This is a genomic window from Xanthomonas sp. F1, from assembly GCF_014199855.1.
On sequence record NZ_JACHOK010000001.1, the window covers coordinates 369,981 to 394,824 of the forward strand.

Genomic DNA, 24,844 nt, shown 5'->3' on the forward strand with positions numbered 1-24,844 from the left:
CCATGCCTTCCGACCCCGTCCCCATGTCCTTGCCCCGCCACCTGGCCATCATCATGGATGGCAACGGCCGCTGGGCGCAGCGTCGCCGCCGGCCGCGCGTGATCGGCCACCGTGCCGGCGCCCGCGCGGTCAACCGCACCATCGACTTCTGCCTGGAGCGCGGCATCGCCGCACTGACCCTGTTCGCCTTTTCCAGCGAGAACTGGGGGCGCCCGCAGGAGGAAGTGGACGCGCTGATGAAGCTGTTCCTGCACGCACTCGACCGCGAGGTCGAGGAGCTGCAGCGGCGCGGCGTGCGCGTGCGCTTCATCGGCGACCGTTCGCGCTTCGCGCCGTCGCTGTGCGAGCGCATGGCCCAGGCCGAGGCGCGCACCCGCGACAATCAGGCCCTGCACCTGTCGATCGCCGCCAGCTACGGCGGCCGCCAGGACATCGCCCTGGCCGCGCGCGCGCTGGCCGAGGACGTTGCCGCCGGGCGCCTGCGCCCGGAGCAGATCGACGAGGACGCGCTGTCGGCGCGCATGGCGCTGGCCGACCTGCCGCCGCCGGACCTGTTCATCCGCACCGGCGGCGACCTGCGCATCAGCAACTTCCTGCTGTGGCAGCTGGCCTATACCGAACTGTGGTTCACCGAGACCCTCTGGCCCGAGTTCGGACCAGAGGTGCTGCAACAAGCCCTGGACGACTACGCCCGCCGCGAGCGGCGTTTCGGCCTCACCAGCGCGCAGGTCGCCGAAGCGGCGACGGAGAACGTTTCCGCATGACCCGTACCCGCGTCATCGCCGCGCTGATCATGGCCCCGCTGGCCATCTGCGCCATCCTGCTGCTGCCGACCCAGTGGCTGGTCGCGCTGGCCGCGTTGATCTTCCTGATCGGCCTGTGGGAGTGGCTGAAGCTGGCGGAAGTCGACGACACCCTGCCGCGCACCATCCTGCTGCTGCTCAACCTGCTGCTGATGGTGCTGCTGGTGTGGGCCTCGGCCGGCTCGCTGGTGCTGTTCCAGCTGACCACGCTGATCGGTGCCGGCTGGTGGTGCGTGGCGCTGCTGTGGCTGGGCTTCTACCGCTTCGGCTCCGACCACGCCACCTATGCGCGGGTGTTCAAGCTCGCCGCCGGCACCCTGGCGATCGTGCCGGCCTGGGCCGCGCTGGGCCTGATCCATGCCAGCGAGCCGAACGGCCACCGCTGGCTGCTGACCGCGCTGGCCACGGTGTGGGCCGCCGATTCCGGCGCCTATTTCGCCGGCCGCCAGTTCGGCAAGCACAAGCTGGCGCCGCGGATCAGCCCCAACAAAACCGTGGAAGGCCTGGTCGGCGGCCTGCTGGCCGGCCTGATCGTGGCCGCCGGCTTCGGCTGGCTGGCCGGGGTGACCCTGCCGCACCTGCCCGGGCTGCTGATCGTGGCCGCGGTCAGCGTGCTGGCTTCGGTGGTCGGCGACCTGTTCGAGAGCCTGCTCAAGCGCCACGTCGGCGCCAAGGACTCGGGCAACGTGATTCCTGGCCATGGCGGCGTGCTGGACCGGATCGACGGCGTGCTGGCGGCGCTGCCGATCTTCGCGCTGGGCAAGGACATCTTCGGGTTCTGAGGCCGGTGAACACGCAACCCAGCAAGGCCGCCACGGTTCGCACCATCGCCGTGCTCGGCGCCACCGGCTCGATCGGCGCCTCGGCGCTGGACGTGATCGCACGCCATCCGCAGCGCCTGCGTGCCGGCGTGCTGGCGGCCGGTCGCAACGTCGACGCGCTGCTGGCGCTGTGCGCCACGCACCGCCCCGCACATGCGGTGATCGCCGATCCGGCCCTGTACCCGGCGCTGCGCGACGGCCTGCGCGCGGCCGGGCTGTCGACCCAGGCACATGCCGGCGACGCCGCGCTGGACCAGCTGGTGGCCAGCGACGCCTGCGACAGCGTGGTCGCCGCGATCGTGGGTGCCGCCGGCCTGGCCTCGACCCTGGCTGCGGCCCGCGCCGGCAAGCGCCTGCTGCTGGCCAACAAGGAAGCGCTGGTGCTGGCCGGCGAACTGGTCACCGCCGCGGCCGCGGCGGCCGGTGCCGAGATCATCCCGATCGACAGCGAGCACAACGCCATCTTCCAGTGCCTGCGCTCGCGCCAGACCGGCGCCGAGGTGCGGCGGGTGCTGCTGACCGCCTCCGGCGGCCCGTTCCGCGGCTGGGACCGCACGCGCCTGCAGACGGTGACCCCGGCGCAGGCCGTGGCGCACCCGAAGTGGTCGATGGGGCCGAAGATCTCGGTCGATTCGGCGACGTTGATGAATAAGGGCCTGGAAGTGATCGAGGCTCACCACCTGTTCGCGCTGGCGCCCGAGCGCATCGAGGTGCTGGTGCACCCGCAGAGCCTGGTGCATTCGCTGGTCGAGTTCATCGACGGTTCGACCCTGGCGCAGATGGGCCTGCCGGACATGCGCACCACCCTGGCGGTGGGTCTGGGCTGGCCGGAGCGCATCGCCTCCGGGGTCGCCGGGCTGGACCTGCTGGCGCAGGGCCGGCTCGATTTCGAGGCGCCGGACCTGGACGCCTTCCCCTGCCTGGGCCTGGCCTGGCGCGCGATGCAGGCGGGCGGCAGCGCCCCGGCGATCCTGAACGCGGCCAACGAAGTGGCTGTTTCAGCCTTTCTTCAGGGCCGGATCGGTTTCCTATCGATTCCTGCGCTGGTCGAGAACGCCCTGACCGAGCTGCCTGTGGTCGCGGCCGATTCCCTGGACGCGTTGCTGGCGGCGGATGCGCACTCGCGCAAGATCACCGAACTCGCCATTGCCCGCCACTTCGCCCATGCTTGATGCCCACGCCGCCATGAGCCACGCGCATGGGTAATTTCGTCGGCTCCATTTGGTGGATGCTGGTCAGCCTGGGCATCTTGGTGACCTTCCACGAGTTCGGCCATTTCTGGGTCGCCCGCCGCTGCGGGGTCAAGGTGCTGCGCTTCTCGGTGGGCTTCGGCAAGCCGCTGTGGTCGCGCTACGACCGCCACGGCACCGAGTTCGCGATCGCCGCCATCCCGCTCGGCGGCTACGTGAAGATGCTCGACGAACGCGAGGGCGAGGTGGCCCCGGCCGAGCGCGCACAGGCCTTCAACAACAAGAGCGTGTGGCAGCGCATCGCCATCGTGGCCGCCGGCCCCATCGCCAACCTGATCCTGTGCGTGGCGCTGCTGTGGGCCATGTTCGTGATCGGCAAGCAGGACTACGCGCCCATCGTCGGCCGCGCCGAGGGCCTGGCGCAGCAGGCCGGGTTCCAGCCCGGCGAGCGCATCGTCCGCGTCGGCGACCGCGACGTCGCGACCTGGAGCGAGGCCGCCATGCAGCTGACGGTGGCCGCCATGGACCGCGAAGACGTGCCGGTGCAGACCGAGGACGCGCAGGACGGCGCCAGCCATACGCGCACCCTGCGTCTGTCGCAGTTGCCGATCGGTTTCGATGAGCAGCAGGTGCCGGCCCTGGCCGGCCTGACCTGGCGCTTCACCCTGCAGCCAGCGGTGATCGCCAACGTCACCCCCGGCTCGGCCGCCGACGGCGTGCTGCGCCCCGGCGACCGCGTGCTGGCAGTGGACGGCACCTCGATCACCAGCGCCGACCAGGTCGCGCCGCGGGTGCAGGCCCTGGGCCGCGACGGCGGCAACGGCCTGATCGAGGTCGAGCGCAACGGCGAACGGCTGGCCCTGGAGGTGCATCTCAAGCAGGCCGCCGGTCCCGGCGCGCCGACCTGGAAGCTGGGCGTCGGCATCGGCGAACAGCGCCGCCCGGCCTACGACGCCACCCTGCGCTACGGCCCGCTGGCGGCGATCCCGGTCGCCTTCCGCGAGACCGGCCGGCTGGCCGGCGACACCCTCGGCATCCTGCGCCGCATGCTGACCGGCGAGGCCTCGCTGAAGAACGTCTCCGGCCCGATCACCATCGCCAAGGTCGCCAACGTCTCGGCCAAGCAGGGCCCGGACTGGTTCCTGAATTTCCTGGCCCTGCTGTCGCTGAGCCTGGCGATCATGAACCTGCTGCCGATCCCGATCTTGGACGGCGGGCACTTGCTGTATTACCTTATCGAGTTGGTCAAGGGCAGCCCGCTGAGCGAGCGTGCCATGGCGGCAGGGCAATTCGTGGGCCTGACGTTGCTGGCTGGACTGATGGGGTTGGCGTTCTACAACGACCTCTTTGGCCAGGCGCTGCGATGACCCGTGCCGATCCACTCGACCCGCTGTCGTCTTGCGCCGGCGCCCATGCAACAACGATATCGACCTCTACCGGACGTGACATGACGAGATTTCCCACTCGCCGCCTGCTTGCCCTCGCCCTCGCCGCCAGCCTCAGCCTGCCGGCCCTGGCCCAGGTAGCGGAGCCCTTCACCGCCAGCGACATCCGCGTCGACGGGCTGCAACGCATTTCGTCCGGCACCGTGTTCACCTACCTGCCGGTGGAACGCGGCGACAGCGTGGACGAGGCCAAGGTCGCCGAGGCGATCCGTGCGCTGTACCGCACCGGCTTCTTCGAGGACGTGCGCGTCGATCGCCAGGGCAACATCCTGGTGGTCACGGTCAAGGAACGTCCGGCGATCAACAAGCTGACCGTCACCGGCAACAAGGACATCAAGAGCGAGGAGCTGCTCAAGGGCCTGTCCGACATCGGCCTCAGCGAAGGCGGCACCTTCGACCGGCTGAGCCTGGACCGGGTGACCCAGGAGTTGACCCGCCAGTACAACAACCGCGGCAAGTACAACGTCGAGATCACCCCGACGGTCAGCCCGCTGGACCGCAACCGCGTCGATGTGGCCATCGCGATCAAGGAAGGCAAGGCGGCCAAGATCCGCCACGTCAACCTGATCGGCACCGAGAAATTCCTCAACCAGGACATCCTGGAGAACTGGGAGTCGCGCGAGCACAACTGGCTGTCCTGGTACCGCCGCGACGACCAGTACTCCAAGGAAAAGCTGTCCGGCGACCTGGAGAAGCTCAACTCCTGGTACCTGGACCGCGGCTATGTCGACTTCAGCGTCGACTCCACCCAGGTCGCGATCAGCCCCGACAAGCGCGACATGTACCTGACCGCCGGCATCACCGAAGGCGAGCAGTACAAGATCTCCGACATCAAGGTCACCGGCGACACCATCCTGCCGCAGGAAGAGATCGAGAAACTGGTGATCCCCAAGGCCGGCGACACCTTCTCGCGCGCGCTGCTGGAATACAGCTCCGACGCGATCACCAATACCCTGAGCAACATCGGCTACGCCTTCGCCAAGGTCACCCCGATCCCGACCACCGACCGCGAGAAGCGCACGGTGGCGGTGAACCTGCAGGTGACGCCGGGCCCGCGCGTGTCGGTGCGGCGCATCGTGTTCCGCGGCAACACCCGCACCTCCGACGAAGTGCTGCGCCGCGAAATGCGCCAGTTTGAGGACACCTGGTACTCGCAGGCGGCGATCGACCGCTCCAAGATCCGCCTGCAGCGCTTGGGTTACTTCGAGTCGGTGAACGTGGAAACCCCGCCGGTGCCGGGCAGCAACGACAAGGTCGACGTGGTCTACAACGTCAAGGAGACCACCTCGGGCAGCTTCACCTTCGGCCTGGGCTATTCGCAGACCTACGGCGTCACCACCTCGGTGCAGCTGTCGCAGAACAACTTCCTCGGCGGCGGCAACCGCGTCGCGGTGGACGCCTCGCGCAGCAGCTACCAGGAGCGCTACGCGTTCTCCTACACCAACCCGTTCTTCACCGACGACGGCGTGTCGCTGGGCTACAACCTGTCGTGGCGCAAGCTGGATTATTCCGACTTCGGCACCGCGCAGTACAACAGCACCAACGGTGCGGCGCAGGTGATCTTCGGCGTGCCGATCACCGAAACCGACAGCGTCTCGCTGATGTTCGGCATCGACAGCAACCAGATCACCACCTACCCCGGCTTCACCCCGCAGGCGATCATCAACTACATCGACGCGATGGGGACCAAGACCTTCCACGCCTGGCGCAGCGAACTGGGCTGGGCGCGCGACACCCGCAACGACTACTTCATGCCCACCCGCGGCATGTACCAGCGCGTGGGCCTGGAAGCCACCCTGCCCGGCTCGACCGTGGAGTACTGGAAGCTCAACTACCAGATCTCCAAGTACTGGCCGATCTCGCCGGCGCTGGTGCTCAACACCCGCGCGGAGTTCGGCTACGGCGACAGCTACGGCAGCGACGTGTCGCGCGACATCTGCGGCAGCTACACGAACGATGCGCAAGGCACCACGGTCTACAACCCGCAGGCCTGCGACGGTTCCAACCTGATCCGCCGCGTCACTGCCTCGGGCCTGCCGTTCTACGAGAACTTCTACGCCGGCGGCACCAACTCGGTCCGCGGCTTCGAGGACAATACCCTCGGCCCGCGCTCGGAGGCCACCGCCTCGTACAGCCGCGGCCAGCCGCTGGGTGGCTCGTTCAAGACCGTGGGCTCGGCGGAAATGTACTTCCCGAAGCTGTTCGACAGCCCGTCGGCGCGCATCTCGGCCTTCGTGGACGTCGGCAACGTGTTCAATGGCGTGGACAACTTCAAGTCCAACCAGCTGCGCGCCTCGACGGGTATCGCCTTGCTGTGGCGCGCGCCGGTCGGCCCGATCTCGATCAGCTATGCGGTTCCGCTGAAGAAGGAAGACAACGACGAGATCGAGCGCCTGCAGTTCACGTTCGGCGGTCAGTTCTGACGAACTGCCCACCCGCTGCCAGGGTGAAACTCTGGCAGCCCAGGTTTTCGCTGCGCGAACATCTGGCCGGGGCTTGGCCTGCCTAATCCCCGCGCCTTCGGCGCGCCCCCTTTAACAAAAGGGGGCGCGCGCCATCGCATTCGCGCTGACGCCCCACGATTCGCGTTGCGAATCGCGGGCCCGGCTCATTACTTTCCGAATCCCCGCGCCTTCGGCGCGCCCCCTTTACCAAAGGGGGGCTTTACTCCAGTAGGCTGATCCTCATCTGTCGGTTGATCGTGGCTGTTCGGGCGGTGTCGCGCGAGCGGGTCGCACGCCCTACGCGGCCGTACGTATGACCAGGTTGGTGGCACACGGTAGAATCGCCCGGTGAATACTTCGACCTATACCGCTGACGAGATCGCCGAGCGTTTCGGCCTGCAGGTGCATGGCGACGGCAGCGTCGCGGTGCGCGGCGTGGCCACGCTGGCGCAGGCCGGCCCGGGACAGCTCAGCTTCCTGGCCAATCCCCGCTATCGCGCGCAACTGGCCGACAGCACCGCGGCGATCGTGGTGCTGCGCGCCGACGACGCCGAGGCGGCGCCCGGGACCGCGCTGATCGCGCGCGACCCGTATGTCGCCTTCGCCAAGATCGCCGCGCTGTTCGATGCGGCACCGGCGCGGCCGCCCGGCATCCATCCCAGCGCCAGCATCGATCCCAGCGCGCAGGTCGCGGCGAGTGCGTACGTCGGCGCCTTCGTCAGCATCGGCGCGCGCAGCGTGGTCGGCGAAGGCTGCGTGATCGGCCCCGGCTGCGTGATCGGCGAGGACTGCCAGGTCGGTGCCGGCAGCGAACTGATCGCCCGCGTCACCCTGGTCACCCGGGTGCGCCTGGGCCAGCGCGTGCGCGTGCATCCCGGCGCGGTGCTCGGCGCCGACGGGTTCGGCCTGGCGATGGACGCCGGCCGCTGGATCAAGGTGCCGCAGCTGGGCGGCGTCAGCATCGGCGACGATTGCGAGATCGGCGCCAACACCTGCGTGGACCGCGGCGCGCTGGAAGACACCACCCTCGAAGAAGACGTGCGCCTGGACAACCTGGTGCAGGTCGCGCACAACGTGCACATCGGCGCGCACAGCGCCATCGCCGGCTGCACCGGCATCGCCGGCAGCGCCAAGATCGGCCGCTACGTGATGCTCGGCGGCGCGGTCGGCGTGGTCGGCCACCTGGAGATCTGCGACAAGGTCGTGGTCACCGGCAAGTCGGTCGTGCGCAACTCCATCCACGCGCCGGGCGAGTACTCGTCCGGCACCCCATTGACCGACAACCGCACGTGGCGCAAGAACGCCGCGCGCTTCAAACAGCTCGATGCCCTGGCCCGTCGCATCCTGTCTGTCAGCAAGGAGAAGGAATGAGCCACGATCAGCCCCTGCCGGACATCGCCCAGATCCGCGCACTGCTCCCGCACCGCTACCCGTTCCTGCTGGTGGACAAGGTGGTCTCGCTGGATTTCGAGAACCGCCGGATCGTCGCGCACAAGAACGTGAGCGTGAACGAGCCGTTCTTCCAGGGGCATTTCCCGGGGCAGCCGATCATGCCGGGCGTGCTGATCATCGAAGCGCTGGCGCAGGCCGGCGGCATCCTGACCCAACTGGCGATGGGACGCGACGCGCAGTCCAAGCTGTTCTACATGGTCAAGGTCGACAACGCCCGCTTCAGTGCCCAGGTGGTGCCCGGCGATGTGCTGGAGCTGCACGTGGAGATCAAGCGGGTGATCCGCAACATGGCGGTGTACTACGGCGAAGCCAAGGTCGACGGCAAGGTCGTGGCCTGCGCCGAAGTGTTGTGCGCCGGCACCCGCGAATGACCCTGGCAGGAGACCTGCGATGAGTGCCAATGCCCCCCTGATCCACCCGTCCGCCGTCATCGACCCGGCGGCGACGCTGGCCGCCGACGTGCGCGTCGGCGCCTTCACCGTGATCGGCGCGGAAGTGGAGATCGGCGAAGGCTGCGAGATCGGCTCGCATTGCAGCATCGTCGGCCCGACCCGGCTCGGCCGCGACAACCGCCTGGTCGGCCACGTCGCGCTCGGCGGCGACCCGCAGGACAAGAAGTTCGCCGGCGAGCGCACCGAACTGGTGATCGGCGACCGCAACGTCATCCGCGAGTTCGTCACCATCAGCCGCGGCACCGGCAGCGGCGGCGGCATCACCCGGGTCGGCAGCGACAACTGGTTCCTGGCCTACACCCACGTCGCCCACGACTGCATCGTCGGCAACCACTGCGTGTTCTCCAACAACACCACCCTGGCCGGGCACGTGGAAGTGGGCGACCACGTGATCATCAGCGGCTTCGCCGGCGCGCACCAGTTCTGCCGCATCGGCGATCACGCCTTCCTCGGCATGGGCGCGCTGATCAACGGCGACGTGCCGCCGTTCACCATGGTCGGCGGCAATTCGCTGGGGCGCCCGCGCGGCATCAACAGCGAAGGGCTGAAGCGCCGCGGCTTCGATCCCGAGCGCGTGGCCGCGATCAAGCGCGCCTACCGCGCGCTGTACGTGGCCGGCCTGCCGCTGGCCGAGGCCAAGCACCAGTTGGCGGTGCTGGCCGAAGGCAGCGAGGACGTGCGCGCGATGCTGGAATTCATCGAGTCCAGCGAGCGGCCGTTGTTGCGATGAATGCCGGGATTCGGGATTCGGGATTCGGGATTGGCAACGGCGGCACTGCCGGCGCCGATCGCCCCGCTTCCGCTGTTGCGAATCCCCAATCCCCATTCCCCATTCCCGGCGCAGCACCGCTGCGCATCGCCCTGGTCGCCGGCGAAGCCTCCGGCGACTTGTTGGGCGCGGGGCTGATCGAGGCGCTGCGCGCGCGCTATCCCGACGCCGAGTTCGCCGGGGTCGGCGGCGAGGCGATGCGCCAGGCCGGGTGCCAGACCTGGTTCGACGCCAGCGAGCTGGCGGTGATGGGCCTGTTGGAAGTGCTGCGGCATCTGCCGCGCCTGCTGAAGCTGCGCCGCGCGCTGCGCGAGCGGCTGCTGGCCTGGCGCCCGGACGTGTTTGTCGGCATCGACGCGCCCGACTTCAACCTGGGCGTGGAGCGCTGGCTGAAGCAGCGCGGGCTGCGCACCGTGCATTACGTCAGTCCGTCGGTGTGGGCCTGGCGCGAGCAGCGCGCGGCCAAGATCGGTGCCAGCGCCGACCGGGTGCTGTGCCTGTTCCCGATGGAGCCGCCGATCTACGCCAAACACGGCGTGGACGCGCGCTTCGTCGGCCACCCGATGGCCGATGCGATCGCGTTGCACGCCGATCGTGGCGCGGCGCGCGCCGCCCTCGGCGTGGCCGCCGACGTGCCGGTGCTGGCGGTGCTGCCGGGCAGCCGCCTGGGCGAGATCGGCAAGCTCGGCGACACCTTCTTCGCCGCCGCCGCGCAGGTGCTGCAGCAGCTTCCGGATGCGCGCGTGCTGGTGCCCGCCGCCAATGCCGCGTGCAAGGCGCTGATCGCCGAGCAACTCGCGCGTTCGGCCCTGCCGGCGGCGGCCACCCAGGTGCTGGACGGCGACGCGCGCACCGCGCTGCTCGCCGCCGATGCGGTGCTGCTGGCGTCCGGCACCGCGACCCTGGAAGCCATGCTGGTGAAGCGACCGATGGTGGTCGGCTACAAGGTCGCCCCGCTCACCTACCGCATCGTCAAGGCGCTGGGCCTGCTGAAGGTGGACCGCTACGCCCTGCCCAACATCCTCGCCGGCCACGACCTGGCGCCGGAACTGATGCAGGACGCCTGCACCCCCGACGCCCTGGCCGCCGCGTTGCTGCACTGGCTGCGCAACCCGCAGGCGGTGGCGGCGCTGCAGCCGGAATACGAACGCCTGCACCTGCTGCTGCGCCAGGACGCCTCGGCGCGCGCGGCCGATGCGGTGCTCGAGTTGCTGGCAGGCGGGGATTCGGGGATGGGGATTCGGGATTCGAGAGAAACAAAGGCATGAAGCGCCCAGGCTCCACATCGCTGCAGCAGGAGCTGCTCTGCGAATCCCCAATCCCGAATCCCCACTCCCGGCTTTACGCCGGCGTCGACGAAGCCGGCCGCGGCCCTCTCGCGGGGCCGGTGGCGGTGGCGGCGGTGGTGTTCGATCCGGCGCGCACCCGCATCAACGGGCTGGACGACTCCAAGCAGCTGACTGCGGCGCGCCGCGAGACGCTGTATGCGCGCATCGTCGAGCGGGCGCTGGCCTGGCAGGTGGTGCTGATCGAGGCCGAGGAGATCGACCGCCTGAACATCTACCAGGCGACCATGCTGGGCATGCGCCGCGCGGTCGAGGGCGTGGCGCACGTGGCCGGCTTCGCCCGCATCGACGGCAATCGGGTGCCCAAGGGCCTGCCCTGCGCCGCCGAGGCGCTGGTCGGCGGCGACGGCCTGGACCGCGCGATCATGGCCGCCTCGATCGTCGCCAAGGTCACCCGCGACCGGATCATGCAACGCCTGCACGACGAACACCCGCACTACGGCTTCGACCTGCACAAGGGCTACGCCACCCCGGCGCACCTGGCCGCGCTGGCCGCACACGGTCCTTGCATCCACCATCGGCGCAGCTTCGCGCCCGTCAGGATGGCCCTGACGGGCCGGGATTCGGGAGTCGGGATTGGGGATTCGCTGGAATCGCTGCAACTCGCGTAGAACGTTCGGCAGGGATAGGCGGGCGACCACGCGCACTCAGCGCCCACTGAGACCGCAACGAATCCCCAATCCCCAATCCCCACTCCCCGATCCCCGCCCCTCGCTGTCAAGCCTTGCCCGGTTCGCCCCCCACCGCTACCCTGCCCGGGCATCGCTCTGGTTCCGCATGTCCACTTCCCGCTTCGCCCATCTGCACATCCACACCGAGTTCTCGCTGGCGGATTCGACCATCCGTGTGCCCGAGAAACCGGATCAGGCCGACCCGAAGAAAGCCAAGCAGGCCAACCTGCTCAGCCGCGCGGTGGAGCTGGACCTGCCCGCGCTGGCGGTCACCGATCTCAACAACCTGTTCGCGCTGGTCAAGTTCTACAAGGCCGCCGAAGGCGTGGGCATCAAGCCGATCGCCGGCGCCGACCTTCTGATCGCCGACGGCACCCAGGCGCCGTGGCGGCTGACCGTGCTGTGCCGCAACCGCGACGGCTACCTCAGCCTGTCGCGGCTGCTGACCCGCGCCTGGCTGGAAGGCCATCGCAACGAAGGCGGCGTGGCGCTGCGCCCGGAATGGCTGCAGACCGGCAGCGACAACCTGTTCGCCCTGGCCGGCCGCGAGAGCCTGGCCGGGCGCCTGGCCAGCGAGGGCCGCCACGACCTGGCCGAGCAGCAACTGGCCGACTGGCAGCGCATCTTCGGCGACGGCCTGCACCTGGAACTGACCCGCACCGGCCGCGACGGCGAGGAGGCGTTCAACCAGTTCGCCCTGCACGCCGCCGGCACCCGCGGCCTGCCGGTGATCGCCAGCAACGACGTGCGCTTCCTGTACGCCAGCGACTTCGCCGCGCACGAGGCGCGCGTGTGCATCTCTTCCGGCCGCGTGCTCGACGACCCCAAGCGGCCGCGCGACTACAGCGACCAGCAATACCTGAAGTCGGCCGAAGAGATGGCCGCGCTGTTCGCCGACATCCCCGACGCGATCGACAACACCCTGGCGCTGGCGCAACGCTGCAACATCGAGATGCAGCTGGGCACCTACTTCCTGCCCGCCTACCCGGTGCCCGACGACGAGACGCTGGACAGCTGGATCCGCAGCCAGTCGCGCGACGGCCTGGCCGCGCGTCTGGAAAAGAATCCGCTGGCGCCCGGCAAGACCCGCCAGGACTACGTGGACCGGCTCGAGTTCGAGCTGGACACCATCATCAAGATGGGCTTCCCCGGCTACTTCCTGATCGTGGCCGACTTCATCCAGTGGGGCAAGAACCAGGGCATTCCGATCGGCCCGGGCCGCGGCTCCGGCGCCGGCTCGCTGGTGGCGTGGGCGCTGCAAATCACCGACCTGGATCCGTTGCCGTACAACCTGCTGTTCGAGCGCTTCCTCAACCCGGAACGCGTGTCGATGCCCGACTTCGACATCGACTTCTGCATGGATCGCCGCGACGAGGTGATCGACTACGTGGCGCGCAAGTACGGCCGCGACCGGGTCAGCCAGATCATCACCTACGGCACCATGGCGGCCAAGGCGGTGGTGCGCGACTGCGGCCGCGTGCTCGGCTTCCCGTACGGCCTGGTCGACGGCGTCGCCAAGCTGATCCCCAACATCCTCGGCATCACGCTGAAGGATGCGATGGGCGAAGGCAAGGACAGCGAGATGGCCTCGCCGGAGCTGATCCAGCGCTACCAGGCCGAGGACGACGTCCGCGACCTGATGGACCTGGCGCGGCAGCTCGAGGACCTGACCCGCAACGCCGGCAAGCACGCCGGCGGCGTGGTGATCGCGCCGACGCCGCTGTCCGACTTCTGCCCGCTGTTCGCCGAACACGACGTCGACAACTTCGGCAAGAACCCGGTCACCCAGTTCGACAAGGACGACGTCGAGCAGGTCGGCCTGGTCAAGTTCGACTTCCTCGGCCTGCGCACCCTGACCATCATCGACTGGGCGGTGAAGGCGATCAACGTGCGCCACGCGCGCGCCGGCATCCCGCCGGTGGAGATCGCCGCGATCCCGCTCGACGACGCGCCGACCTACAAGGGCATCTTCGCCTCGGGCAACACCGGCGCGGTGTTCCAGTTCGAATCCTCGGGCATGCGCCGGCTGCTGAAGGACGCCCGCCCCGACCGCTTCGAAGATCTCATCGCGCTGGTGTCGCTGTACCGCCCCGGCCCGATGGACCTGATCCCCGACTTCAACGCGCGCAAACACGGGCAACAGGAGATCATCTATCCCGATCCGCGCACCGAAGCGATCCTGCAGGACACCTACGGCATCATGGTGTACCAGGAGCAGGTGATGCAGATGGCGCAGATCGTCGGCGGTTACTCGCTGGGCGGCGCCGACCTACTGCGCCGCGCGATGGGCAAGAAGGTGCCGGCGGAAATGGCCAAGCACCGCGAGATCTTCCGCGAGGGCGCGGCCAAGGGCGGCGTCGGCGAGGCCAAGGCCGACGAAATCTTCGACCTGATGGAGAAGTTCGCCGGCTACGGCTTCAACAAGTCGCACGCCGCCGCCTACGCGCTGGTCAGCTACCAGACCGCGTGGCTGAAACGCCACTACCCGGCCGAGTTCATGGCGGCCACGCTGTCCTCGGACATGGACAACACCGACAAGGTGGTCGGCTTCCTCGACGAGGTGCGCAACCTCGGCCTGACCGTGCTGCCGCCGCGCATCAACGCCTCGGCCTACATGTTCGAGGCGGCCACCCCGGACACCATCCAGTACGGCCTGGGCGCGATCAAGGGCGTCGGCCGCGGCGCCTGCGAAGCGATCGTGGCCGAGCGCGAACGCGGCGGCGAGTACGCCTCGCTGCTGGATTTCTGCACCCGCGTGGAATCGGCCAAGCTCAACAAGCGCACCCTCGAGGCGATGATCAACGCCGGCGCGATGGATGGGCTGGGCAGCAACCGCGCCACGCTGATGCTGCAGTTGCCGGAGGTGATGAAGGCCACAGAGCAGATGGCGCGCGAGCGCGCCTCCGGGCAGAACTCGCTGTTCGGCGGCGCCGATACCAGTGCGCCGGCGCTGCGCCTGGACCTGCCGGAGAGCAAGGAATGGCCGCTGGGCCAGTTGCTCGCGGGCGAGCGCGAGACGCTGGGCTTCTACCTCAGCGGCCATCCGTTCGATCCGTACCGCGACGAAGTGCGCGAACTAGTCGGCTGCGACCTGAGCGCGCTGGAGAAGATCTGCGCGCAATCCGGCGGCGGCCGTGGTGGCGGCGGCGATGGCGAGAAGCGTGCCTGGCGCCCGGAGGTCAGCGCGATCCTCGCCGGCCAGGTGGTCGGCGTGCGCCGCAAGGGCGACAGCCAGGTGTTCGTGCAACTGGAGGACGGCCGCGGCCGCATCGAATGCAGCGCGTTCTCCGATGCCATCGCCGAGTTCGGCCACCTGCTGACTCGCGACCGCATCCTCATCGTCAAGGGCGGCGTGCGCGAGGACGAATTCAACGGCGGCTACGCCATGCGCATCCGCCAGTGCTGGGACTACGAACAGATCTGCACGCACCACGCGCAGCGCCTGTCGCTGCGCCTGGACCTGCGCCAGCGCAGCGCCTGGCCGCGCATCGACGGCCTGCTCGCCCGCCACCGCCCGGGCAAGACCCCGCTGCGCCTGGACCTGCTGCTGCAGTCGGCGCAGGGCGGCATCGCCGGCATGCTCGACCTCAACGGCAGCCATTCGGTGCGCGTGGACCCACAGTTGCTGGACGCCCTGCGCGGCGACCCGGCGGTGCGCGCGGTGAAGGTCAAGTACAGCCCGCCATGGGCGTAAAGCCGGGACCCGGGGCCCGGGACCGGGGACCCGGAAAAGCACAAGCAAAAACCATGAGCGACCGAATTCTGGCATTTGCCTTGCTTTCCCGGGTCCCCGGTCCCCGGTCCCGAGTCCCGGCTTCCCCCGTTCCCCCCCGTACGGGCCAGACACCCGCATTCGGCTAAACTCCCCCGCTTCACGTTCTCCACGGCTTCCAATGAACCCGAACTACCTCGACTTCGAGCAACCCATCGCCGATCTGGAAGCCAAGATCCAGGAACTGCGCAACGCCAGCACCGGCCCGGCGGTCAACGTCGACGCCGAGGTGGGGGCGCTGGAGGACAAGCTGCGGGTACGCACCGCGCAGATCTTCCGCGACCTGTCCTCGTGGCAGATCTCGCAGCTGGCGCGGCATCCGCAGCGCCCGTACACGCTGGACTACATCAACGTGTTCTGCGACGAGTTCCAGGAATTGGCCGGCGACCGTGCGTTCGCCGACGACAAGGCCATCGTCGGCGGCCTCGGCCGCATCGACGGCCGTGCGGTGGTGATCATCGGCCACCAGAAGGGCCGCGACACCAAGAGCAAGATCGCGCGCAATTTCGGCATGCCGCGCCCGGAGGGCTACCGCAAGGCGCTGCGCCTGATGAAGCTGGCCGAGCGCTTCAAGCTGCCGCTGCTGACCTTCATCGATACGCCCGGCGCCTACCCCGGTATCGGCGCCGAGGAGCGCGGCCAGAGCGAGGCGATCGCGCGCAACCTGCTGGAAATGGCCGAGCTGAAGGTGCCGGTGATCTGCACCGTGATCGGCGAAGGCGGCTCCGGCGGCGCCCTGGCGATCGGCGTGGGCGACCGCACCCTGATGCTGGAGTACGGCACCTACTCGGTGATCTCGCCGGAAGGCTGCGCCTCGATCCTGTGGAAGGACGCGGCCAAGGCCAAGGACGCCGCCGAGCAGCTCGGCCTGACCGCCAAGCGCCTGTCCGCACTGGGCCTGGTCGACAAGGTGATCCGCGAACCCATCGGCGGCGCGCACCGCAACCCCACGCAGATGGCCAAGCGCCTGAAGGCGGTCCTGCTCAACGAACTGGACGCGCTGGAACAGCTGCCGATCGAGCAACTGCTGCAGAAGCGCTACGAGCGCCTGCGCAGCTACGGCGCGTACGAGACGGCGTGAGGCGCCGCGCGCGGCGCCTCGGGATTGGGGATTCGGGATTGGGGATTCGTAAAAGCGGGTTCTTCCGCTCCAGTGTTGATCGCGGCAACCTATAACAATTCGGCGCCAGGGACTGGCTGTTACGAATCCCCAATCCCGAATCCCCAATCCCCGCTCAAAACGGCTTGGCCAACACCAGCCAGATCACCACCAGCAGTCCGAGCACCGGCAGTTCGTTGAACAGGCGCAACGCGCGCGAGGACGGCAAGGGCTGCGCCTGACCCACGCGCTTGAGCCAGCGGCCGGTGAACACGTAGTAGGCCAGCATCAGCGCCACCAGGCCGAGCTTGGCGTGCAGCCAGCCGCTGTGGCCGGGCGCGACCATGGTCGGGAAGTCCGGCAGCACCTTGTAGCCCAGCCACAGGGTCAGCCCCAGCAGCAGCGCCAGGCCGAACATGCTGTGACCGAAGCGGTACAGGCGCCGCCCCATCAGCGCCAGGCGCTCCTGTACCTGTGGCTGGCCCGCGCTCTCGGCGATGTTGACCAGGATCCGCGGCAGGTAGAACACCGCCGCCATCCATGCGATCACGAACAGCAGATGCAGGGACTTGATCCACAGATAGAGTTGCATGCGCTGGCTCCGGGTCGCTGGCGTAGGATGTGCGGCCATTTTCGCCGATTCGTCCGGCGCCCGCACGGACCACACGCGCTCATGAGCAAACAGTACGACGCCGACTACTTCCAACGCTGGTATCGCCGCGACGGCATCGGCGATGCCGCGCGCTTGGCGCGCAAGGTCGCGCTCGCCGTGGCCCAGGCCGAGTACTACCTGGAACGGCCGATCCGCAGCGTGCTCGACATCGGCTGCGGCGAAGGTGCCTGGCGCGCGCCGCTGCTGAAGTTGCGGCCGAAGCTGCGCTATCTCGGCTTCGACAGCAGCGACTACGCCGTCGCCCGCTATGGCCGCCACCGCAATCTGCACCCGGCGCGCTTCGGCGATTTCGCCTGGCTGCGGCCGTGCGCGCCGGTGGACCTGCTGGTGTGCTCGGACGTGCTGCACTACGTGCCCAGCCGCGAGTTGCGCCAGGGCCTGCCCGGCCTGGTGGAGCTGTGCGGCGGCGTGGCGTTCCTGGAGACCTTCGCCGCCGAAGACGACTTCGACGGCGACCACGCCGGCTTCCAGCCACGCGCGGCGCGTTGGTACCGGCGCCAGTTCGGTGCGCTCGGGCTGCGCGCGGTCGGCAGTCATTGCTGGCTGGCGCCAGCGCTGGCGGGGGATGCGGCAGCCCTGGAGACGATTGGTCTGGTGCCCCATTAAGGTGCAAACATCACGGATGCGTTATGCTGCACGGCAGCATACGCTCAGGATGGAAACACCGGCATGCTCTACCAGTGGCACGAACTGACCCGTAACCTGCTCGCCCCCTGGGTGCACCAGGCCGAAGCCAACGCCAAGATCTTCTCCGACCCCAACAGCCTGTGGTCCACGCTGCCCGGCGCCGAGCGCCTGGCCGCCAGCAACGAGCTGATGCACCGCCTGGGCAAGGACTACGAGAAGCCGGCCTGGGCGCTGGACCATGTCGAGGTCGACGGCCACGCGCTGCCGATCGTCGAACAGGAAGTGCTGCGCAAGCCGTTCTGCCGCCTGCTGCGCTTCAAGCGCTTCAGCGACGACGCCAAGGTCGTGGACGGTCTCAAGAAGCAGCCGGCCGTGCTGGTGGTGGCGCCGTTGTCCGGTCACCACGCCACGCTGCTGCGCGACACCGTGCGCACCCTGCTGCGCGACCACAAGGTCTACGTCACCGACTGGATCGACGCGCGCATGGTGCCGCAGGCCGAGGGCGACTTCGGCCTGGACGACTACGTGCGCTACGTGCAGGACTTCATCCGCCACATCGGCGCCGAGTCGCTGCACGTGATGAGCGTGTGCCAGCCGACCGTACCGGTGCTGGCCGCGGTGTCGCTGATGGCCGGACGCGGCGAGACCACGCCGCGCTCGCTGGTGATGATGGGCGGGCCGATCGACGCGCGACGCAGCCCCACCGAGGTCAACGACCTGGCCACGCGCAATCCGCTGTCCTGGTTCGAGCACAACGTCATCCACACCGTGCCGCCGGCCTATCCCGGCCACGGTCGCGAGGTCTACCCGGGCTTCCTGCAGCACATCGGCTTCCTGGCGATGAACCCGAGCCGGCACTTCATGTCGCACTGGGATTTCTACGCCAACCTGGTCAAGGGCGACCTGCAGGACGCCGAGGCGCATCGCCGCTTCTACGACGAGTACAACGCGGTGCTGGACATGCCGGCCACCTACTACCTGGACACCATCCGCGTGGTGTTCCAGGAGTTCCTGCTGCCGCGCGGGCAATGGGTGATCGACGGAGAACGCGTCGACCCGGCCGCGATCCGCGACACCGCGCTGCTCAGCATCGAAGGCGAACTGGACGACATCTCCGGCCTGGGCCAGACCGCCGCCGCGCAGGACCTGTGCACCGGCATTCCCGCCGCACGCTGCCAGCACCTGGAAGTGCAAGGCGCCGGCCATTACGGCATCTTCAGCGGCCGCCGCTGGCGCGACATCGTGTATCCGCAGGTGCGCAGCTTCATCGCCGCCAATGCCGGCGCCAGCCGCGCGCCGGCGGCCGGCAACGTCACCCCGCTCAAGCGCCGCGGCAGCCGCAAGGCGGGCTGAGCGGCGTATCGCCCGCGGCACCCCGCCGCGGGCGATCACGCATCAGGACGTCAAGGCGCCACGCTGCGCACCAGCAGGTGCTTGGCCAGCAGGCCATGCGCCTTGCCGACGCCGCGCGACAGGTGCAGGGTGACGAAGAACAGCAGGCCGCCGAGCACGCTCATCAGCAACAACGGCAGCCAGGTCTCGCCGCCGCTCCATTGCGTGTTCCCCATACTGATCGTGAAGTGCACGATGTCCGGGTCCAGCAAGGCCGCCGGCGAGAACAGCAGGGCGAAGGACGTGCTCAGCAAGGCCGCGAACACCGTGAAGTAGACGATGCCCAGCGGCAGCATCAGCAGGAAGTACAGCATCGTGGTCCAGGTGCGCGCATCGGTGAACATCCGCCCGATGCGCTGCAACCACGGCTGTTCGGGCGCGCTGTAGAGCGGCCGCCGCGGCATGCGCTCGCCCAGCAGCACTTCCACCACGCGCCCTTCCACCAGCGACAGCAGCCGCACCGACCCGAAGAACAGCACCAGCAGCGGCACCCCGACGATCAGGATCAGCATGCCCGCCGAGACGCTGACGCCGGTGACCAGCCAGGTGAAATAGAAGATGCCGGTGACCAGCGACAGCAGCATGTAGAACAGGCTGCCGTAGGCGCGCGGATCGGCGACCACGCCGAAGAAGCGACCGAGCAACGACTTGCGCTTGGGCGGCGCCGGCGGCTTCAGTGCGCGGTTCACGGTCACTTCGGTTTCGCGGTAGATCTCGGCCACCTCGTCCGGCGCACCGTAGCTGCCGGCCACGCCGGCGATGACCTCGGCTTCGCTCTTGCCCGGCTGCTCGGCCAGCTCCGAACGCAGATATTCCTCCGCGTCGTACAGCGCGTCCTGGACCAGCGCCGGGTCGGCACCGGCCAGCGCCGCGCGCAGTTGCGCCAGGTAGTCGGGAATGGTGGTCGGCAAGGGCCGCGGTGCGGTGTGTGCGCTGCTCATTCTGAAATCCCCTTCAGCACGGAATCGACGGAATCGCGGGTGGCGCGCCACGCCGCGGCCCATTGCCGCAGCGTGGCCAGGCCCGCCGCGGTGATGCGGTAGTAACGCCGCGGCGGCCCAGCCACCGACGGCTCGACATGGCTGGACAGCAGGCCGGCCGCCTCCAGGTTGCGCAGCACCGGGTACAGCGCGCTCTGCTTGCCGCTGAGCACGCCCTCGCCCACCTGCTCCAGGCGCTTGGCGATCAGGTAGCCGTACAGCGGCGCCTCGGCCGCGGCCAGCACTGCCAGCAGGGCCAGCGACACCGTGCCGGCGCTCAGCTCCTTCTGGAATTTCTTCAGTTGCGCATCCGGCTCGACCATGGCGCCCTCGCTAGGTTGAGCTAGATACTAGTACCGAGTTCGACATAGTCACTGTGCCGTTGGTCATGCGTGCCGCGCCGCCGACAAACGTTTCGGCAACACCGCGCTGACTAGACTGGGTGACCTTCCTTCTTGCATGCCATCCAGGAGGTCACGCATGAGTTCGACGCCCGCCACCCCACAGCCCGGGCAGGCCACCGACGCCAGCTTCGCCAGCTCCGGCAACCAGTTCTCGACCGGCCCGGTCAAGCGCGACCCGGAGGCCGGCTCGGGCTCGGTGGAGTACAGCCGCACGGCCGCACAGGCCAAGTACGGCCCGCTGGAGTACGCGGTGGTGCACACCGGCAAGGTCGGTGCCGGCCGCAAGGAGGAGGACGGCAAGACCGCGTTCAACGTCGAGGTGGAGTTCACCCAGGGCCATCGCATCCAGGGCGACTTCAAGGCCGGGCGCCTGGCCGCCGACGGCAGCCTGACCCAGGCCACCGGCGAGCGCGGCCGCTACGAAGTCAGGCTGCCCGGCGTGGCCACGGCCGACGCCGCTGCGCGGGTGAATCCCTTCGACCCCACGACGATCCCGGAAGGCGGCAGCGTCAAGCTCGATGGCCAGGTGTTCGCCAAGACCTCGATGGAAGCCGCCTTCCGCGGCTTCGCCACGTCCAGCGAGCGCACCGACGCGGCCGGCATGAGCTACGCCGTGCAGCGCGTGGATGCCAACAGTGTGCGCATGGCAATCGGCCCAACCCAGGCGGTGGAGCGGCTGGAGGCCGTGGGCCTGAAGACCGACGTCGCCCAGGCCATGCTCGGCCGGCAGGATGCGCTGGGCCAGGCCACCATGCGCACGGCCACCTTCGATCTGCGCGAACCGCAGGCGCAGGCCGCCTATCGCGACTTCCTGGCCAGCGGCCGACTCGCCACCGATGCGCCAGGCGTCAGCGACGTGCAAAAGGTCGAAAGCCTGACCATGAGCTCGGAGACCCGCGCCCAGCTCGGCCTGGGCCCGTTCAAGGCCGAACTGGGCGGCCAGCGCAACAGCGGCGAGAACGTGCGCACCACCTACGCCGATGGCAGTTCCAGCGTGGTCGGCAAGGTGCAGTACGCCGGCAACGTGCCGCTGACCCTGACCCGCCAGTTCGACCCGGCGGGCAAGGAGCGGGTGGACCAACGCAGCTATCAGTTCGCCTTCGACAAGGTCGACCACAACCAGGCGCAGTTGCTCAACGCCGCGCTTACCGGCAAGGACACCGCCTCGGCCGATACGCCGATCGCGGCCGGCCAGAACGCCACCTTGCGCTTCTCCGAACAGCAGATGGACGCGCTGCGCCAGCAGTACCAGCGTGCCGCCCAGGCCAGTCCGATGACCGCGCGCGAGGCCGCCCAGTACGAAAAGCAGAGTCCGCAGGACTTCGCGATCGGTCTGGCGCGACACCTGGGCAATTCCCAGTACGGCCTGAGCGAGCGCCTGTTCCGCGTGGCCAGCAGCGCCGGCGGCACGCCGGGCGGCGACCTGGTCCGCATCGACGCGCAGGTCGACCGCGCCGACCAGCCATCACCGTCGGCGCCCACGCGCTCCGCGCCGAGCACGGGCACTGCGCCCGATGCGCGTGTCGCCGCCGATCCGCAGCAGCAGGCGATGCAGCAGGCGATCGAGCGCAAGCTCACGCCCTACGATGCCAACGTCGCGAGCGGACTGCTGCTGGCGGCCAGGCGCGACGGCCTGACCCAGGTCGATCACGTCCTGCGCAACGAGCAAGGGCGCGTGTTCGCGGTGCAGGGCGACCCCAGCGCCGGCGACAAGCGCGTGGCCTACGTGGACGCGGCGCAGGCCGCCACCATCCCGGCAGCGGAAAGCGCCAGGCAACTGGCCGCGCTGCCGCCGGCGCAGAACCAGGCGCCGGTGCAGGACGCGCAGGAACCGCAACGGCGCGCGCTGTCGTAGGCGGTACTGCCGGCGGCACGGCGGTCGCACCATGCCGCTGACAGATTGGCAGGCGCCGCCGCTTCGGTGAGAATCGGGCGCTCACCGACCGGGCCGCCCTCATGCCGCTGCGCACTTCCCTGCTCGCCCTCGCGTTGTCGCTGTCCACCTTCGCCGCGTCGGCCGGGGCACCGCCGCCGGCCGTGCCGTACCGCAGCCCGCAACAGATCCTCGACGCGTCCAAGCCCAGCGACTGGCGCACGCTGGATCCAGCGAACACGCTGTACCTGGAACTGGGCACCGGCCGGGTGATCATCGAACTGGCGCCGGCGTTCGCGCCGCAGCACGTGGGCAACATCCGCACCCTCGCTCACGAACATTTCTGGGACGGCCTGAGCATCTACCGCGCGCAGGACAATTTCGTGGTGCAGTTCGGCGACCCCGATGGCGAGGAGCCGGGCAAGGCCAAGTCGCTGGGCAGCGCCAAGACCCACTTGCCGGCCGAATTCCAGCGCCCGGCCGCCGGCCTGGCGTTCCAGCCGCTGCCCGACGCTGATGGCTGGGCGCCGCAAGTGGGCTTCGTCGACGGCTTGCCGGTGGCGCGCGATCCCAAGGCCGGCACCGCCTGGCTGGCGCACTGCTACGGCACGCTCGGCGCCGGCCGCAACAACGACGAGGACAGCAGCATCGGCGCCGAACTGTACGTGGTCACCGGACAGTCGCCGCGGCAGCTGGACCGCAACATCACCGTGGTCGGCCGCGTGGTCAAGGGCATGGAACTGCTCAGCGTGATCCCGCGCGGGCCGGACCCGATGGGCTTCTACGAAAAACCCGAACAACGCACGCCGATCCGCGCGATCCGCCTGGCCAGCGACGTGCCGGAGACCGAGCGCACGCCGCTGCAATTGCTGCGTACGGATACCCGGACCTTCCGCGAGGTGGTCGAGGCACGACGCAACCGCCGCGACGATTTCTACAAGCGTCCGGCCGGGCACATCGACCTGTGCAACGTGCCGCTGCCGGTGCGCACGCCGCCGAAGTAGTCACGAGGCGCGATCCCCGCGCGCTCAGGCGCCGCCGGCAGTCCGCCGCTGCGGCTGCTGCGCGTGCAGGAAACTGGTGAACAGTTCGCGCGGCTGCTCCACGCCGCACTCGGTCAGCAGCATGGCGATGTTGCCGCGGTGGAAGGCGCCGTGCGCGAGGACGTGGAACAGCATCTCCTGGCGGCTCATGCGGCCGGCATCGCCATCGGTGAAACGGAACGCGAGCGTCTGCTGCAGGGCCGCCGCGTCGAGCTGGGCGACGTAATCGGCATACCATCGGTCCGATTCGGTCACCGCCGTGTCCAGCGCCTCCAGTTGCGGCGTCTGCGGCGTATTGCTGGCGGTGAACGCATGCGTGCCGCCCTGCAGGTGCGCGGCGAAGATCCGGTCCACCACGTAGGTGTGGTTCAACAGCCGGATCGCACGCTGCCGCTGCGCCGGATACGCGTCCGCGTCGATCTGCGCCAGCGCCTGCAGCAGTTCGGCGTTGGCCCAGGCCTTGAAGGCGAACTGCGATGCGAGCAGGGAATCGGTCATTGCGTCGTTCTCCAGGCCAAAGGTGCGCGCCAGCATCGGGCATCTTCGCGCACGCTGCCAGCGGCGCTGCTACCGCGTGCGCTGGCTGAACGCGACGCTGCCCAGGATCAGCGCCCCGGCCAGCAGCATGGTCCAGGTCAGCGGTTCGCCGAGGAGCGCCCAAGCCAGCAGCGCGCCGAACACCGGCACCAGATAGGTCACCGTCGACGCGCGCGCCGGGCCGATGCGCTGGATCAACCGGTAGTACAACAGGAACGCCAGCCCGGTGCACAGCACACCCAGACCGCCGGCACAGGCCCAGGCGACGGCCGGCACCGGCGTGGCCGGCCAATGCGTCCAGGCCAGCGGCGCCAGCAGCACCGCGCTGCAACCCAGGGTGGAGGCGGCGGCGGCGGCCGGCGGCAGGTCGCTCATGTGCCGCTTCACCAGGCTGTAGCCGATGCCGTACAGCAACGAGGCGGTGGTGCCGGCGAGCGCGGCGGGGCCCACGCTGATGCCGGCCGACTTGCCGGTGGCCAACACCACAATGCCGGCGAAGCCGATCAACAGCGCAAACGCGCGGCGCGCGCCGATCTTCTCGCCGAAGAACAGGAACGCGATCAATGCGGTGAACAGCACGGTCATTGCGTTGCAGATCGCGCCGATCGCCGCCGGCGCATGTTGCGCGCCCCAGGCGAAGAGCAGAAACGGCAGCGCGGAGTTGAGCAAGCCGATCCCCGCCAGGGTTGGCCAGCGCCGCAGCGGGAAACGCGCCCGCGCCAGCCACAGGAACGGCAGCAGCACCGCCGCGCCCAGCGCCAGGCGCAGTTCCACCAGCGCATAGGCGCCAAACTGCGGCGCGGCCACGCGCATGAACAGGAACGAGCAGCCCCAGACGACGCCAAGGAAGCCCAGTTCCAGCGGCGTGCGCCAGTCGCGCGTGGCAGCGCCGTCGGATGCGGGCGCAGGAGCGGCGGAGACGATGGCCGGCTGCAGGGAGGTATCGGAGGTGGGCATGGAGGAGGCTCGCGGTCGACCGGAAACGCGCCGCACCGATCGCGCGACGCCACGCATCCGCTGCCGGCTGCGGATGCCGGACGGCGCGTCCGCG

At 69.2% G+C, this 24,844-nt stretch carries 21 protein-coding genes; 16 read left to right on the forward strand and 5 right to left on the reverse strand.

From position 1 onward, the window contains the following. Nucleotides 1-23 precede the first annotated feature (23 nt). From uppS to GGR71_RS01690, 12 genes are all read left to right on the forward strand, one after another. Entirely contained in the window at nt 24-764 is a 741-nt protein-coding gene (gene uppS, locus GGR71_RS01635) for a polyprenyl diphosphate synthase (RefSeq protein ID WP_160963978.1), read from the forward strand. Next, nucleotides 761-1,585, forward strand: coding sequence for a phosphatidate cytidylyltransferase (locus GGR71_RS01640; protein ID WP_048491233.1), 825 nt, complete (start codon nt 761-763; stop codon nt 1,583-1,585). The genes uppS and GGR71_RS01640 overlap by 4 nt, the downstream gene beginning before the upstream one ends. A gap of 5 nt (nt 1,586-1,590) precedes the next feature. Next, complete coding sequence (gene dxr, locus GGR71_RS01645; protein ID WP_160963980.1) at nt 1,591-2,796, forward strand: 1-deoxy-D-xylulose-5-phosphate reductoisomerase; 1,206 nt, start codon at nt 1,591-1,593, stop codon at nt 2,794-2,796. Nucleotides 2,797-2,822: 26 nt separating this feature from the next. Next, entirely contained in the window at nt 2,823-4,181 is a 1,359-nt protein-coding gene (gene rseP, locus GGR71_RS01650) for an RIP metalloprotease RseP (RefSeq protein WP_160963982.1), read from the forward strand. Between the two features lie 80 nt (nt 4,182-4,261). Further along, complete coding sequence (bamA, locus tag GGR71_RS01655; protein ID WP_160963984.1) at nt 4,262-6,682, forward strand: outer membrane protein assembly factor BamA; 2,421 nt, start codon at nt 4,262-4,264, stop codon at nt 6,680-6,682. A gap of 369 nt (nt 6,683-7,051) precedes the next feature. Further along, nucleotides 7,052-8,074 (forward strand): UDP-3-O-(3-hydroxymyristoyl)glucosamine N-acyltransferase, encoded by a 1,023-nt coding sequence (lpxD, locus tag GGR71_RS01660; protein WP_160963986.1) that lies wholly within the window; start codon nt 7,052-7,054, stop codon nt 8,072-8,074. Further along, nucleotides 8,071-8,526 (forward strand): 3-hydroxyacyl-ACP dehydratase FabZ, encoded by a 456-nt coding sequence (gene fabZ / locus GGR71_RS01665; protein WP_160963988.1) that lies wholly within the window; start codon nt 8,071-8,073, stop codon nt 8,524-8,526. The genes lpxD and fabZ overlap by 4 nt, the downstream gene beginning before the upstream one ends. A gap of 19 nt (nt 8,527-8,545) precedes the next feature. Continuing rightward, nucleotides 8,546-9,337 (forward strand): acyl-ACP--UDP-N-acetylglucosamine O-acyltransferase, encoded by a 792-nt coding sequence (lpxA, locus tag GGR71_RS01670; RefSeq protein ID WP_160963990.1) that lies wholly within the window; start codon nt 8,546-8,548, stop codon nt 9,335-9,337. Further along, entirely contained in the window at nt 9,334-10,644 is a 1,311-nt protein-coding gene (gene lpxB, locus GGR71_RS01675; protein ID WP_184451588.1) for a lipid-A-disaccharide synthase, read from the forward strand. Before lpxA ends, lpxB begins: the two co-directional genes overlap by 4 nt. Then, on the forward strand, nt 10,641-11,333 hold the full coding sequence (locus GGR71_RS01680; RefSeq protein ID WP_160963992.1) for a ribonuclease HII: 693 nt from the start codon (nt 10,641-10,643) through the stop codon (nt 11,331-11,333). The genes lpxB and GGR71_RS01680 overlap by 4 nt, the downstream gene beginning before the upstream one ends. Nucleotides 11,334-11,499: 166 nt before the next feature. Next, nucleotides 11,500-15,087, forward strand: coding sequence for a DNA polymerase III subunit alpha (gene dnaE, locus GGR71_RS01685; RefSeq protein ID WP_160963453.1), 3,588 nt, complete (start codon nt 11,500-11,502; stop codon nt 15,085-15,087). 199 nt (nt 15,088-15,286) lie between these two features. After that, nucleotides 15,287-16,246, forward strand: a complete 960-nt coding sequence (locus tag GGR71_RS01690; RefSeq protein ID WP_048492173.1) for an acetyl-CoA carboxylase carboxyltransferase subunit alpha — start codon at nt 15,287-15,289, stop codon at nt 16,244-16,246. A 154-nt stretch (nt 16,247-16,400) separates the two neighbouring features. Here GGR71_RS01690 and GGR71_RS01695 read toward each other — a convergent pair whose 3' ends face one another. Beyond that, nucleotides 16,401-16,856: a CopD family protein gene (locus GGR71_RS01695; RefSeq protein WP_160963455.1), complete on the reverse strand. Its 456-nt coding sequence runs from the start codon at nt 16,854-16,856 to the stop codon at nt 16,401-16,403. Nucleotides 16,857-16,937: 81 nt separating this feature from the next. Between GGR71_RS01695 and GGR71_RS01700 the strand changes: the two genes are divergently transcribed. Continuing rightward, nucleotides 16,938-17,543 (forward strand): class I SAM-dependent DNA methyltransferase, encoded by a 606-nt coding sequence (locus tag GGR71_RS01700; RefSeq protein ID WP_160963457.1) that lies wholly within the window; start codon nt 16,938-16,940, stop codon nt 17,541-17,543. Between the two features lie 63 nt (nt 17,544-17,606). Beyond that, nucleotides 17,607-18,917, forward strand: a complete 1,311-nt coding sequence (locus GGR71_RS01705; RefSeq protein WP_160963459.1) for a polyhydroxyalkanoate depolymerase — start codon at nt 17,607-17,609, stop codon at nt 18,915-18,917. Nucleotides 18,918-18,967: 50 nt separating this feature from the next. On the opposite strand, the gene GGR71_RS01710 is transcribed toward GGR71_RS01705, so the two are convergent. Next, entirely contained in the window at nt 18,968-19,897 is a 930-nt protein-coding gene (locus GGR71_RS01710) for a sensor domain-containing protein (protein ID WP_160963461.1), read from the reverse strand. After that, the gene (locus GGR71_RS01715) at nt 19,894-20,259 is read right to left on the reverse strand and encodes a PadR family transcriptional regulator (RefSeq protein ID WP_152237367.1); all 366 of its coding nucleotides are present in this window, start codon (nt 20,257-20,259) and stop codon (nt 19,894-19,896) included. The genes GGR71_RS01710 and GGR71_RS01715 overlap by 4 nt, the downstream gene beginning before the upstream one ends. A 157-nt stretch (nt 20,260-20,416) precedes the next feature. Between GGR71_RS01715 and GGR71_RS01720 the strand changes: the two genes are divergently transcribed. Both GGR71_RS01720 and GGR71_RS01725 read left to right on the forward strand, forming a co-directional pair. Beyond that, nucleotides 20,417-22,195 (forward strand): XVIPCD domain-containing protein, encoded by a 1,779-nt coding sequence (locus GGR71_RS01720; RefSeq protein ID WP_160963463.1) that lies wholly within the window; start codon nt 20,417-20,419, stop codon nt 22,193-22,195. Between the two features lie 101 nt (nt 22,196-22,296). After that, complete coding sequence (locus tag GGR71_RS01725; protein WP_160963465.1) at nt 22,297-23,217, forward strand: peptidylprolyl isomerase; 921 nt, start codon at nt 22,297-22,299, stop codon at nt 23,215-23,217. A gap of 24 nt (nt 23,218-23,241) precedes the next feature. Here the strand turns inward: GGR71_RS01725 and GGR71_RS01730 are convergent, their stop codons facing one another. Further along, the gene (locus tag GGR71_RS01730) at nt 23,242-23,754 is read right to left on the reverse strand and encodes a DinB family protein (RefSeq protein ID WP_160963467.1); all 513 of its coding nucleotides are present in this window, start codon (nt 23,752-23,754) and stop codon (nt 23,242-23,244) included. A gap of 69 nt (nt 23,755-23,823) precedes the next feature. After that, nucleotides 23,824-24,750 (reverse strand): DMT family transporter, encoded by a 927-nt coding sequence (locus GGR71_RS01735; RefSeq protein WP_160963469.1) that lies wholly within the window; start codon nt 24,748-24,750, stop codon nt 23,824-23,826. Nucleotides 24,751-24,844 lie beyond the last annotated feature (94 nt).

Excerpts from the sequence above, each read along its gene's own strand:
- GGR71_RS01720 (WP_160963463.1), top strand. The coding sequence starts at position 20,417 with ATGAGTTCGACGCCCGCCACCCCACAGCCCGGGCAGGCCACCGACGCC.
- GGR71_RS01705 (WP_160963459.1), top strand. The coding sequence starts at position 17,607 with ATGCTCTACCAGTGGCACGAACTGACCCGTAACCTGCTCGCCCCCTGG.
- GGR71_RS01710 (WP_160963461.1), bottom strand. The coding sequence starts at position 19,897 with ATGAGCAGCGCACACACCGCACCGCGGCCCTTGCCGACCACCATTCCC.
- bamA (WP_160963984.1), top strand. The coding sequence starts at position 4,262 with ATGACGAGATTTCCCACTCGCCGCCTGCTTGCCCTCGCCCTCGCCGCC.
- fabZ (WP_160963988.1), top strand. The coding sequence starts at position 8,071 with ATGAGCCACGATCAGCCCCTGCCGGACATCGCCCAGATCCGCGCACTG.
- GGR71_RS01695 (WP_160963455.1), bottom strand. The coding sequence starts at position 16,856 with ATGCAACTCTATCTGTGGATCAAGTCCCTGCATCTGCTGTTCGTGATC.
- rseP (WP_160963982.1), top strand. The coding sequence starts at position 2,823 with ATGGGTAATTTCGTCGGCTCCATTTGGTGGATGCTGGTCAGCCTGGGC.
- lpxA (WP_160963990.1), top strand. The coding sequence starts at position 8,546 with ATGAGTGCCAATGCCCCCCTGATCCACCCGTCCGCCGTCATCGACCCG.
- GGR71_RS01735 (WP_160963469.1), bottom strand. The coding sequence starts at position 24,750 with ATGCCCACCTCCGATACCTCCCTGCAGCCGGCCATCGTCTCCGCCGCT.
- GGR71_RS01680 (WP_160963992.1), top strand. The coding sequence starts at position 10,641 with ATGAAGCGCCCAGGCTCCACATCGCTGCAGCAGGAGCTGCTCTGCGAA.
- GGR71_RS01690 (WP_048492173.1), top strand. The coding sequence starts at position 15,287 with ATGAACCCGAACTACCTCGACTTCGAGCAACCCATCGCCGATCTGGAA.
- GGR71_RS01715 (WP_152237367.1), bottom strand. The coding sequence starts at position 20,259 with ATGGTCGAGCCGGATGCGCAACTGAAGAAATTCCAGAAGGAGCTGAGC.
- dnaE (WP_160963453.1), top strand. The coding sequence starts at position 11,500 with ATGTCCACTTCCCGCTTCGCCCATCTGCACATCCACACCGAGTTCTCG.
- GGR71_RS01700 (WP_160963457.1), top strand. The coding sequence starts at position 16,938 with ATGAGCAAACAGTACGACGCCGACTACTTCCAACGCTGGTATCGCCGC.
- uppS (WP_160963978.1), top strand. The coding sequence starts at position 24 with ATGTCCTTGCCCCGCCACCTGGCCATCATCATGGATGGCAACGGCCGC.
- lpxB (WP_184451588.1), top strand. The coding sequence starts at position 9,334 with ATGAATGCCGGGATTCGGGATTCGGGATTCGGGATTGGCAACGGCGGC.
- GGR71_RS01725 (WP_160963465.1), top strand. The coding sequence starts at position 22,297 with ATGCCGCTGCGCACTTCCCTGCTCGCCCTCGCGTTGTCGCTGTCCACC.
- GGR71_RS01640 (WP_048491233.1), top strand. The coding sequence starts at position 761 with ATGACCCGTACCCGCGTCATCGCCGCGCTGATCATGGCCCCGCTGGCC.
- GGR71_RS01730 (WP_160963467.1), bottom strand. The coding sequence starts at position 23,754 with ATGACCGATTCCCTGCTCGCATCGCAGTTCGCCTTCAAGGCCTGGGCC.